The sequence below is a fragment of the Flavobacterium sp. N2038 genome, assembly GCF_025947185.1.
GTDB lineage: Bacteria > Bacteroidota > Bacteroidia > Flavobacteriales > Flavobacteriaceae > Flavobacterium.
Genome location: NZ_CP110001.1, coordinates 1,002,732 through 1,015,163, shown reverse-complemented (window position 1 = coordinate 1,015,163; position 12,432 = coordinate 1,002,732). Strand labels below are relative to the sequence as shown.

11 protein-coding genes are annotated in these 12,432 nt (G+C 32.7%); 2 read left to right on the top strand and 9 right to left on the bottom strand.

Annotated elements, in window-relative coordinates; all coding sequences use genetic code 11:
• Window positions 1-60: 60 nt before the first annotated feature.
• The 6 genes from OLM51_RS04470 to OLM51_RS04445 all read right to left on the bottom strand — a co-directional run bounded on the left by OLM51_RS04470 (window position 61) and on the right by OLM51_RS04445 (window position 5,518).
• Window positions 61-390, bottom strand: coding sequence for a YegP family protein (locus OLM51_RS04470; RefSeq protein ID WP_264553199.1), 330 nt, complete (start codon window positions 388-390; stop codon window positions 61-63).
• Between the two features lie 49 nt (window positions 391-439).
• Window positions 440-1,189, bottom strand: coding sequence for a PIN-like domain-containing protein (locus OLM51_RS04465; RefSeq protein ID WP_264553198.1), 750 nt, complete (start codon window positions 1,187-1,189; stop codon window positions 440-442).
• Between the two features lie 187 nt (window positions 1,190-1,376).
• Complete coding sequence (locus OLM51_RS04460) at window positions 1,377-2,579, bottom strand: hypothetical protein (protein ID WP_264553197.1); 1,203 nt, start codon at window positions 2,577-2,579, stop codon at window positions 1,377-1,379.
• Window positions 2,580-2,680: 101 nt separating this feature from the next.
• A complete protein-coding gene (locus tag OLM51_RS04455) occupies window positions 2,681-3,640 on the bottom strand; it encodes a lipid A deacylase LpxR family protein (RefSeq protein WP_264553196.1) in 960 nt (319 codons plus the stop codon).
• Window positions 3,630-4,406, bottom strand: a complete 777-nt coding sequence (gene mtgA, locus OLM51_RS04450) for a monofunctional biosynthetic peptidoglycan transglycosylase (RefSeq protein WP_264553195.1) — start codon at window positions 4,404-4,406, stop codon at window positions 3,630-3,632. The genes OLM51_RS04455 and mtgA overlap by 11 nt, the downstream gene beginning before the upstream one ends.
• A complete protein-coding gene (locus OLM51_RS04445) occupies window positions 4,406-5,518 on the bottom strand; it encodes an NAD(P)/FAD-dependent oxidoreductase (protein ID WP_264553194.1) in 1,113 nt (370 codons plus the stop codon). The genes mtgA and OLM51_RS04445 overlap by 1 nt, the downstream gene beginning before the upstream one ends.
• 283 nt (window positions 5,519-5,801) lie before the next feature.
• Between OLM51_RS04445 and OLM51_RS04440 the strand changes: the two genes are divergently transcribed.
• Window positions 5,802-7,703, top strand: a complete 1,902-nt coding sequence (locus OLM51_RS04440; RefSeq protein ID WP_264553193.1) for an alpha/beta hydrolase family protein — start codon at window positions 5,802-5,804, stop codon at window positions 7,701-7,703.
• Between the two features lie 181 nt (window positions 7,704-7,884).
• Window positions 7,885-10,320, top strand: coding sequence for a hybrid sensor histidine kinase/response regulator (locus tag OLM51_RS04435; RefSeq protein ID WP_264553192.1), 2,436 nt, complete (start codon window positions 7,885-7,887; stop codon window positions 10,318-10,320).
• On the opposite strand, the gene OLM51_RS04430 is transcribed toward OLM51_RS04435, so the two are convergent.
• The 3 genes from OLM51_RS04430 to OLM51_RS04420 all read right to left on the bottom strand — a co-directional run bounded on the left by OLM51_RS04430 (window position 10,317) and on the right by OLM51_RS04420 (window position 12,428).
• A complete protein-coding gene (locus OLM51_RS04430) occupies window positions 10,317-11,666 on the bottom strand; it encodes a sigma-54-dependent transcriptional regulator (protein ID WP_264553191.1) in 1,350 nt (449 codons plus the stop codon). The two genes, OLM51_RS04435 and OLM51_RS04430, sit on opposite strands and share 4 nt — an antisense overlap.
• 149 nt (window positions 11,667-11,815) lie before the next feature.
• A complete protein-coding gene (locus OLM51_RS04425; protein WP_264553190.1) occupies window positions 11,816-12,112 on the bottom strand; it encodes a PepSY-like domain-containing protein in 297 nt (98 codons plus the stop codon).
• A 19-nt stretch (window positions 12,113-12,131) separates the two neighbouring features.
• Window positions 12,132-12,428 (bottom strand): hypothetical protein, encoded by a 297-nt coding sequence (locus OLM51_RS04420; RefSeq protein WP_264553189.1) that lies wholly within the window; start codon window positions 12,426-12,428, stop codon window positions 12,132-12,134.
• Between the last annotated feature and the right edge of the window lie 4 nt (window positions 12,429-12,432).

Here is a 12,432-nt window from a genome sequence, read left to right as displayed (position 1 = left end):
TTAATAAAGCCATTCTAAACTTTTAGAACGGCTTTTTTTATGTCTTATTAATTCATTCAATTATTCCTGATCTTCAATTAATGAGTCTGGAGCATTTTTCTTTACAGATTCAACACCATTCTCTCTAGCCGCAACACTTTCATACATCTCGCTTGATCCAATAATTTGACCATTTGATGCTCTCAAATTAAAATAAGGTTTTCCGTTTGAAGATTCTCTTCTATCAAATCTATTATCATCTTGCGAATTTGTCTTAACAGATTCTATTCCATTCAAACAAGCCGCCTTGGTGGTATAACCTTCACTTGTTAGGATCGTCTGACCATTTCCAGCCTTAAGATTAAATTGGAATTCACCATTAACTCTTTTTGTAATAACAAATTTTCCCATTTTTATATAGCTAATAATTATTTTATTAAAGTTTTGATTTCAAAGATAATTATTCTTCTCGAGCTTTATATCTCCAAAACTCATCATAATGTTTTAAATCTTCAATAACTTTATTTTCTTCTTTTATTAAGGCCTCCGATATTTTAATTCCTGCTATATCTAAAGCAAAAGATATTCTATCTGTCAAATCTATGATATCATAACCCGTTTGTTTATGATAATCCTTCTGCAAAAATGAAAGATTATTCACATAAGTATTATCTCGTCCAACTAAAATTATATCTTCTTGAATATTTGCTAAGATAATTTCCCAATTAATTTCATCTCCTAGGGAAAATTTACTAGAAGTTGGAGGATTCCCTATATTTTTTCTTTTCACAGCCTTACTTACTATTTCATCAGTAGTAAAATAGACTTTATCTTCTTTTAAAGATTCATTTACAAATTCCTTAAAATAATTTGCAATAGGGTCTTTAGCAGAATCTTTTAAGATATCAGAAATACTTGAACTGACAATCTTTTGTTGGGCACTATATTGCTTTTGGATATCTACTAGCGTCTTAAATTCTGGCAAGTTCTGAAGATATGAACTTGAAAAATTATCTAATTTAGATTCTATTTGAAACCTTTCCTGAACACTTTTTATGACGCCTTCCCTACTTCTTTCAAATTCCTGAATTATCTGATCAGTTAAAATGAATTTATCAATGTTTTCAATTAGCGTGCTAAAAATATGTATCGACGCACTATTCGAGCGATAAAAATCTAAAAATATGTTGGTATCAATAAGTATTTTCATGTTTTTTATATTACCTTACAATCAATAAGAATTAAAAATAAGCAAAAAATTCTTACAAAAAAAACAATCTGTCTTTTTAATATTAAAATAAAAAACAACAATATTCTTTGACAGATAGTATAGATTTAGAATTTATACATAAAAAGAGAAACAATTATTGCATCAAATCAAATCATCCTATAAAAAATTAACGAGCCAAAACCGTAGGCTTTTTAGATTTAACATAAATCAAATCAGGTTTGCTGTCCCAGGAAATTATGAGAAGATCATTTGTTACTTTTTTAATGATTCCCAGATATATTTTATTAGGAGAATGTACTAAAATGGTATCATTTTTATAATTACAGTCATAAACTTCGTCGTTACTGTCATTTATGCAAAATTGAGAATTGATTTCTATTTTATTCAAATCGTTTTTTTCGCGAGATTCCCATTTACCGTAACAATCAGAAATCTTTAACGGTTCTTTTTTCTTTCCAAAAGTTAATTTAAACATGTCTCTTCTTGAGAATTCGTTCAATCCTTTGTTGCCTATTGTATTAAAAAATGCTTTTTTGTCATAGCTTTTTAGCACTTTCCTATTAGCATCTAAAATTGAAATTTTAAAATTTTTAGGAAAACCAATTAATGTATCGTTACCATGCAAAGGCAAGACAAGATATTTTTCAGCCCCTTTATCTAATACAATCGAGTCTATAACGTGTGTTTTTTGTCGTAACAGCCATTCCTCATTGACTTCGTTTACAATTCGTAGTGAATCAGATGATTTATAAACTAATCCATGTTCTTTTCCTTCTTCACTAACAAATTTTTCATACTGATCTAAACGAATTTTAATTTGCTGCTTTTTAAATAATGCAATTTCATTTTCAGAAAATTTAAAATTTACCAGAGCAATTATTTTTTTATCGCTTTCATTTGTCAGATACAGATATAAAAAACCATCTTCATATGTTTCCGGTTCTGGTGGTTGCGTAGTAGCTACAAAAGAAAAACAAGAAAGAAGAAAAATAAATTTTAGAAAAACTGGCTGAACTTTGTATAGGACAAATTCTTTTTTTAGCAGCAGAAACGAAATAAAAACACTCACTAAAGCGATATAATCTGAAAAATCTACAATACGATAAAAACCAAACAAATTCACAAAAGTTTCTGAAAAAGGGCTTTTCCAGAAACAAAAAAATAAAACAACCGCAATATGAATTTCTTTGATTCTTTTTGGAAAAAGAACACTCCAAAAAAACGGAAAAGCAAGAAGTCCTGCGAAATCAGATAACTTTCCGGTGAGATAATTATGAAAGGTTGTCTTTAATATTAAATCATTTAAAAGAAGAATAAATAACGAAACAAGAAAAACAGGATGCGCTAATCGATTTATTTTTTTTATCATATTGGGCATTATTGATTAATTCCGTTTTTCATTATTTATAACCTAAAAGTCAGAATTTTAAAACTAAAAACCTTTGTATTTTAACGTCTTCTCAGCAAAACCTAATTCAACAAATACCCCAGTCTGATAGATCCATAAAAATAACCCGTGTTTGTATTGGTAATAAAATTGGGTTCAGCCTCACGGCCACGGTATAAAAAGGAGTAGGATAAGTTCCAGTTATTATGGCGGTATTTTAAACCAAATTCGGCATTGAAGCGCCACGGAACTATATCAAAAGTCAACGGACTGGTATCATTAAACATACTGCCTTGAATAGTAGCATCATAAAACTGGTAATTGACACTTGGCATGGCATAGAAATAAAACTCACGAATATTATATTGCGGTTGAGTATTTACAGATGCATCGTGCAAATTTGAATCGTAAACCGGTAATAACTTTTTAAACCCAATTCGGGTTAAAAGACCTGTAGAAACTCCTGTAAATATAGTTCCAAGATTGGCTTCGGATTGAAAGTGAAGATCCACAAAATCATTGTGTTTAGCAGGAAATAACTTCTTAGAATATAAAACATGTGCCTGAATACCAAAAGCATTATGAAGCTGATTTTCCCAACCGTATACATTTTTATATCCAATAAGGTGATGAAAACTTTCCTGTGTTTCTCTTCCCAACGCATTTGGTCCCATAAAACCCAATTGGAAATCTGTTTTTAAAACCGATTCACTTTGGTAAAAAAAACTGCGTCCGGCTTCGGCAAAAAGATAGGCTGTAAAAGGACGATCGTTTACATAAACGGCTTCTTTGTTTATAAATCTTGGATTATAGATATATTGACCAATACGAAACTCGGTAATTTTTTTATTGATTTTTGGGTTTTCGTTCTTAGATAAAAACCGAAAGAAAAACTCTAAACCGTTGGTGTAATACATATCGTTTTTGGACGAAGTGTATAAATCATTATCAGAAATAATTCCGATTTCTTTTGTTTTTGCCTGCCCAAAAACTAACGTTGTTGCCAATAGAAAGACCGCAAAAAAGGCATTTCTATTTTCCATTATAATTTATTTTTCCAACGGCTCGCATCTCGCGAACAATTCGTTCTTTTCTTCGGTTAATATAACTTGAAGAACCGGTAGCTTTAAATTTTCTCGGATTAGGAAGAATTGCTGCAATCCCGGCAGCCTGCATCGGTGTTAAACTCGAGGCATCACGACGATACCAGTGTTCTGTTGCGGCATAAGCACCATAAACACCATCTCCCATTTCGATACTGTTTAAGTAAACTTCCATAATTCTTTCTTTGCCCCAGATAATTTCGATTAAAACGGTAAAATAAGCTTCAAGACCTTTACGGAAATAACTTTTTCCCTGCCATAAAAAGACATTTTTTGCTGTTTGCTGCGAAATGGTACTTCCGCCACGAATTCGGCGTCCGCGTTCATTGCTTTTATATGCTTTTTGAAGCGCTTTAAAATCAAAACCATTGTGCGTTAAAAAAGTTCCGTCTTCGCTGGCGATTACCGCTTTTTGAAGATTATTGGAAATCTTCTCAATTGGTTCCCAGTCGTGATCAAAGTAAACTTCTTTGCCAGCCATTTTATTTTCGATAGCACGAATAAGCATTAAAGGTGTAAAAGGCACCGGTATGTATTTAAAAATAATAACCGACCCGATTGACAATCCAAAAAACCATAAAGAGAGCTTAATAAAAAACCATTTTACTTTTTCGCCAAAAGTACGGCTGGTCTTTTTCTTTGCTGTTGGCTTAGGTTTTGTTGTTGCTGTAGTTTTTTTTGGTGCCGGTTTTTTGGTTACTGCCATTATATTAAATCTGCTAATTCTGTTCCTATTAAACTGCCAATTGCGACCCCCATTCCGCCTAAACGTACTCCACAGAACACGTTGTCAGAAAGTTGAGACACGACAGGATTCTTACTATTCCCAATTCCCATAATACCGCTCCAACGATGCGCTATCTGGAAATCCTGATTTGGTAAAATTACATTTTTCAGCAACTCCTCCAATTTATTTTGTATAATTTTCGTTTGCCCAAATTCTGTCGTGGTTTCTCCTTCAAAATCAAGGTTTCTTCCCCCTCCTAATAAAATCCGATCACCGATATTTCTAAAATAATAGTATCCGCGATCCAGATGAAAAGTTCCTTTTATATCCAGATCTTTTATAGGTTCTGTAATTAAAACTTGCGCTCTTGCCGGTTTTACAGCACCATTGGTTAAAGCATTGGCAAAACCATTGGTTGCAAAAAGCAATTTATTTGTTTTAAAACTTAAATCATTCAGCACCACTTCAACATGGTTTCCGGCATCAGAATAAGAAGTCACGGTTTGCTGATTTAGAATTAAAATATTTGCAGAAATAGCTTGTTTCAATAATTCCTGCATCATATTTCCGGTGTCGATCTGCGCTTCAAACGGATTAAAAACTAAATATTCCTGAATATTTGCAAAACCAAAACGATCTACTTCTTTAGAAAAAACATCAGCTTTAAACAACGGTTTTAAAACTTCGTTTATAAAAGGAATCTTAGCAATACACTCGCCAAATCCGGATTCCTCCTCTTTCAGAAACAATTCATACCCACCGTGTGGTTTAAAATCAATTGCAGCGTCACCTAATCTTTTTCGGAGTAATTGCAGACCTTTCCAGCGTTTTTCGACCAGATTCACTACATCATCTTCTGAATGGGTTTTTAAATCTTCCAGAATTTCCGAGATACTTCCAAAACAGGCAAAACCGGCATTTTTTGTACTCGCACCTTGCGGCAGCATTCCTCTTTCGAGAACCAGAATTTTTGTAGTCGGAAATCTTTCGCGTAAGCGTAATGCTGTATGCAGACCAACAATACCGCTGCCCACAATAGTATAATCAACATTTGTGAACCAGTTTTTTAATTCCCAATAACTTAATTCCATCGATCAAATTTTTATAAAAATAATGATTTTTTTGAACCATATAAGTAATGTAAGTTCATTTAAATTTAGTTTTAAAACAATTTAATTTTTAAACCAACCATTAAGAGATTAAGTTATATTAAGTTCTGCTTTCTTAATTCACTTAATCTCTTAATGGTAAAAAAGAAAAAATATTGATAATGTTTAAATGAACTTACATTACTTATATGGTTTAACCCTTTTTAACATTTTGTTGCAAAATTATATTCGTATTTTTAGCGCACAAAAAATTAGAATTTTTATTATGAAAAAAGTAGTAGTAACAACATTAATAATGATGAGTTTAAACGCTATCGGACAAAATGTAATGTCTCCGGAATTATTATGGAAACTAGGAAGAGTAAGCGCACTCGGACTTTCAAAAGACGAAAAGAATGTCGTTTTTAAGGTTTCTACACCTTCTGTAGAAGAAAACAAATCGCACTCTAAATTTTACACTATTCCTGTAAACGGAGGAAATGCAACTGAAGTTAAAGACACTAAAGACCTTTTGAAAGACAAAAATGTTTCGCCTGACGGAAAATTTTTAGTTTATAATGAAGAAGTAAAAATCGACAAAGTTTTAGGAAAAGATTTTTATCCAAGTCTTGAAAAATCTGATGCTCAAATTTATGATGGTTTAGATTATCGCCACTGGGACACTTGGAATGAAGGAAAATTTAACCACGTTTTTTATAAAGAAAACAAAGATGGCGCTGCGGGAATTGACATTTTGAAAGGTGAAACTTTTGATTCTCCACAAAAACCATTTGGCGGAGATGAAGATTATATCTGGTCACCAGACGGAAAAAGCATCTTGTATGTGTGCAAGAAAAAATCGGGAACTCAATACGCGATTTCAACAAATACAGATATTTATGAGTACAATTTAGAAACTCAAAAAACAACTAACAGAACCGAAGGCAATTTGGGTTACGATACGGCTCCGCAATTTTCTCCAACAGGAAATTTGACCTGGCTGCAAATGAAACGTGATGGTTATGAAGCTGATAAAAACGACATTATTGTAGAATTTAAAGGGATCAAAACTAACTTGACAGCAAACTGGGACGGAACTGTAGATAATTTTATCTGGAGCAAAGATGGCAAAAATGTCTATTTTGTAGCACCGGTAGATGGTACAAAACAGCTTTTTGTAGTGAATTTTCCAGGTTTGACAAAAATCGCAATTCAGGTTCGTCAGATTACAAACGGAGATTTTGATGTAAATGATTTAGTAGGTTTTGTTGGCGATGACATCATTGTAACAAGAAACGATATGAATCATGCTCCGGAGATTTATTCTTTTAATTTGAAGAAAAATATCTGGAAACAACTTTCTAATGTAAATACAGATACTTATAAAACATTAGCTTTAAGCAAAACTGAAAAGCGTTATGTTACAACGACTGACGGAAAAAAAATGTTGGTTTGGGTAATCTTACCTCCAAATTTTGATGCTACAAAAAAATACCCAACTTTATTATTCTGTCAGGGTGGTCCACAAAGCGCATTGACACAATCGTATTCTTTCCGTTGGAATTTTTCTTTAATGGCTGCTAAAGGTTATGTAGTTGTAGCACCAAATCGTCGCGGAATGCCAGGACATGGTGTTGAATGGAACGAACAAATTAGTAAAGACTGGGGCGGACAGGTTATGAACGATTACCTTTCTGCAATTGATGATGTAGCTAAAGAAAGCTATGTTGACAAAAGCCGTTTAGGATGTGTTGGTGCAAGTTACGGAGGATATTCGGTATTTTACTTAGCCGGAATTCACAACAACCGTTTCAAAACTTTTATCGCACATGATGGGGTTTTCAATACAGTAAGTATGTTGGGAACTACAGAGGAAGTTTTCTTTAACAATTGGGATTTTGGTGGTCCTTACTGGGAAAAAGACAATGCTGTTGCTCAAAAAGCATACACTATTTTTAACCCTGCAACTATGGTTGAAAAATGGAATAAACCAATCTTGATTTTTCAGGGAGGAAAAGATTTCCGTGTACCAATCGGACAAGGACAGGAAGCTTTTCAGGCCGCTCAATTAAGAGGCATAAAAAGTAGATTTGTTTATTTTCCAGAAGAAAATCACTGGGTTCTTAAACCACAAAATGCTCAGGTATGGCAAGGTGAATTCTTTAAATGGTTGAACGAAACACTATAATATAAGGTTTTAAGACCAATTAATAGCCGTAGATTTTTACATAATCTACGGCTATTTTGTTTCCCAGACCTTTGAATTATGTAATACTTTAGGCTTCATTCTCTTTTTAAAACAGATTTTTTTAAATAAATTGCAGTGAATTCGAAATCTAAAAACTTCCCAATCCCAACAATAACAATCTATGGAGAGCAAAAAAAGTTACACCGCTATTAAAGTGCTCTTTAGCTACGTAGCACTATTGGCTCTCGTTGTTACCGTTGGATGGTTTCTATATTCTGAAAATGTAGTGTATAATAAACTGGAAGACAAAATTGCTTTTGAGAAAACAAAGATTTTAAGAGTTAGTAAACTTTTTTCTAATGTTTATAAAACCGAAAGTTTAGCCCGAAAAACAATTCAGACGAACTCTGATAAAGACTTTAAAAGTTATGTTATCGAAACGGATTCTTTGCGTGCCCGAATCGATACTTTAAAACAAATTGTTACTACCGATTACCAAAAAATTTTACTGGATAGTGTTACTTATCTATTGTCTGAAAAAACCAAAAACATTCAGCAATTAAAAACAATAAAAAACAAAGCCGATGATGAAGTATCGGTAAATACGGCAATCGATGAAATTACCAAAATGGAGTTTAAACTTCGAAAACTGGAACTTCAGGATTTTACCAAAAACCCTAATCAGCTTGGAAGTTATCAAAAAAATGTACTTCAAAAATATGTTGATTATCTCAATCAGAATATTCCCGATGACAGTACAAATACATTGAGCAAACAAGCCTCTGATTCGATTTTGGCAAATTCTAAAAAACTTTTGAGTTCTGTAAAAATGCGGGCAGAAAAGAAAAAAGAATCCCTGAATTTTGAGGAAAATAAATTACTTAAAAATGAAATTGCAATCTCTGAACAGCTTAGAAAAGTACTTCGAATAATTGAGCGCGAAATCATTATCAACTCTATAAAAAATAATTCTCTAAAGGAAAAATCACTTCGAAAAGTTAATGAAATTGTGACTGCTTCTGCCATTATTGGTTTAGTACTTACAATCTTCTTTTCTATTTTAATTGTCAGTGATTATTCTAAATCTCAATTGTATAAAAAGCAGCTCGAAATTGCGAATTTCAAAACAAAGAACCTCCTTAAAAGCCGGGAACAATTAATCTCGACTGTAAGTCATGATTTAAAAACACCTTTGAGCACAATCGTGGGTTATTCTGAACTTCTGGACAATTCTGAAGTCAACACCAAGCAGTCTTATTTCATTAAAAACATTAAAAACTCTTCAGAATATATTACGCAACTGGTTCAGGACTTGCTGGATTTTTCAAAAATTGAAGCGGGAAAAATTACAATTGAAAAAGTTCCTTTTTTACTTTCTGAAGTTATTGAGGAAGTTGCCAAAAGTATCCAGACGGTATACAACCAAAAAAACATTGATTTAATTATTCATGTTAATGAAAAACTGAATGCAAAAATTGTGGGAGATCGGTTTCGACTCAAACAAATTTTGAGTAATATTATTGGGAATGCCTATAAATTTACGGATGAAGGTTTTATAAAAATCAGCGCTTATCCTTCTGAAAATAATCAATTTTTCATAATTACAATTCAAGATACCGGAATTGGAATCGAAAAAGGAAATCAGAAACTTGTATTTGAAGAATTTGCTCAGGCAAACGAAGGCATCGAAAAAAAATACGGAGGAACTGGTCTGGGCTTATCTATTTGTCAAAAAATAATTTCGATTCTGGGCGGAACTTTACAGCTTGAAAGCACTTTTGGGAAAGGCAGTACTTTTGAAATTCAGCTTCCGTTGTTATTTGATACCAGCTCAAATTTAATTAACGAGACCAAAAGACCAATCCTGCAAAATACAAAGGCTCAAACTTTTATTGTGATTGATGATGACATTAATCTTCTCAACTTAACAAGTGGTGTATTGAGACAAGAAAAACATCAGGTTTTATCTTTTAACAGTGCCACAAAAGCGTTGGAAGCAATTCAGAAAACCAACTTCGACTTTGTGATTACTGATATTCAAATGCCGGAAATGGATGGTTTTATGTTTCTGCAAAATCTAAAAAACAGTGCTGCTTATAGTAGTCAGCCTGTAATTGCCTTAACAGGACGAACAGATTTAGAAGCTTCTGTTTATGCAGATGCCGGCTTTATAACCGTCGTGAAGAAGCCTTACTCGCCAAAAATCTTACTGGATACTATTCGCATTATCTTAGAAAATGATACTTTACCTCAGACCGAAATATATGATGCTAAAGAAAATATTTCATCGCAATTATATTCTCTAAATACTCTAAAAGAATTTCTTGGAAATGATACCACAGCATTAAAAGATGTTTTAAAATCGTTTGTTGAGAGCAGCAACGAAAATTTAGCTGCATTAGAAAATGCTATTTCAGAAAAAAACATAATCGAAATAAAAGCCATTGCACATCGCATTACTCCAATGTTTAAACAAATTGAAGCGCGTAAAATTGGCGAAATTTTAAAAACATTAGAAAGTACTGATTTTGAACTTTCTGAAGCAAAAGTCATTTATAAAGATTTAAAAAAACAGATTGATTCTCTTTTTGAATCCTTAGAAAAAGAAATCGTTTAATCGATATTGTATTGCTTTAATTTATTATAAAGTGTCTTTCTGGTAATTTTGAGCAATTTTGCCGCCTCAGACTTATTATTTTGTGTTTTTGATAAAGCATGAATAATAGTTTCTTTTTCATTTTCAGATAATGAGAAACTAGTTGTCGTTTCTGCCGGATTTTGTTTCTGAACCTGAAAGAACTCTGCAGGTAAAACATCACTTTCAATATATTCACCCTGAGACAAAAGTGTAGCACGTTTTACACAATTTTGAAGTTCACGTAAATTTCCGGGCCAGTTGTATTTTTGAAAAATAGAAACAACCTCGGGAGAAAACCCTATAATTTCTTTATTTAGTTGCTGATTGGCTTTTTCGAGAAAATAATCGGCAAAAACCATTAAGTCTTCTTCTCTGTCTTTTAGCGATGGAGAAAGAATAGAAAACTCATTGATTCTATGGTATAAATCTTCCCTAAAATCACCGTTTTTTACTGCTTCACGCAAATCTTCATTGGTAGCAGTTATAATGCGGATATCGACGTTTATTTCTTTGTTACTCCCAACAGGCTTAATTTTTCGTTCCTGAAGTGCTCTTAATAACTGTATTTGATTTTCGTAAGAAAGATTTCCTATTTCGTCCAGAAATAAAGTTCCTCCATTTGCAGCTTCAAAATAACCCATTTTATCGCTAATCGCACCTGTAAAGGATCCTTTTAAATGTCCGAAAAATTCGCTTGCTGCCAATTCTTTTGGAATTGCCCCGCAATCAACCGCAATAAAATTATTGTTTTTTCGATTACTTTGCTGGTGAATACTTTTGGCAATAATTTCTTTTCCTGTTCCACTTTCGCCAATAATCAGCACAGACATATCTGTTGGACTTACCAATTGAATGTGGTCTAACAGTTTCCTTGAAGCAATAGAAATACCCTTTACAAATTCGTTTTCCGTTGAAACTTGTTTTTTTAAAGCTTTCTTCTCTTTTGCAGGAGCTTGTTCCGGTTCAGGATTCTGTAATGCATTTGTAATTACCAATAAAACTTCATCAGGATTAAATGGCTTCGAGATATAATCTGCGGCACCATTTTTTATTGCTTTTACAGCAGTATTTACATCAGAGTAACCAGTCATAAGAACAACCGGAATGTGAGGATGTGAATTCTTGATTTCAGACATTAAACCAATTCCGTCAGAATCAGGCAAACGCAAATCTGTTAAAATCAAATCGAAAGATTCGTTTTTAATTGCTAATCTGGCTTCTGCTGCAGAGAATGCGATAGATACTTCGTATGCTTTTTTTATTAAAAACTTTTCTAATAATTTGCAAAACGAGATATCATCTTCTATCAATAATATCTTTGACATTTGTTTTTAGGGACTTTATTTGCTAAAATAACACTATTAAACTTGTATTATCACAAATTTATGCAAAAAAAAAGAGATTGCTTACAGCAATCTCTTTTTCACCAAAAACATAAATCTAATTTCACCTAATTATATTTATAATATATTTATTATATCTTCAGCCAATTGCCATTGACATCTGAGTAAACAGTAGCCTTTTGATCCTTAACTGATATTTCTAATTTATATTCCTTTTTTTCATTTACAAATGCTTTATCCAGTTTAGCACCAGGATAAGCAGTCTGAAGAGCAGTTTTTACAGCGGCCGGAACAGCATCTGTAGTTACTTCTGTATATTCTGTTTGTGCAGAAATGGACATTTTAACTTTATTTGGAGTAGTCTCTGCTGTTGCAGAAATAGACATAGTTCCTAAAACAATAGCAATTGCCAGGGCTAGCTTTTTCATAATGCTCTTTTTTTATAAATTATTTTTTAAGAATATTTCCTGAAGCATCTGTAAAGAAAGTATACTTTTTCTCTCCACTAGAAATCACAAGTTTATACTCCCCTTTATCGTTTTTATACGCTTTTTCAAGTTTTGTACCTGCAAAAGATTTTTCGATAGTAGACTTAACAGCCGCAGGTACTTCATCGGCAGTTATCTCTGTATAACCGTCCTGGATATTTACAGATTGCACATTTTCAGATTTTAGTGTTGCAGTTGTTGCATGCATTGACAAGCTTCCTAAAACGATAGCTGCCGATAGAATTAACTTTTTCATAGTG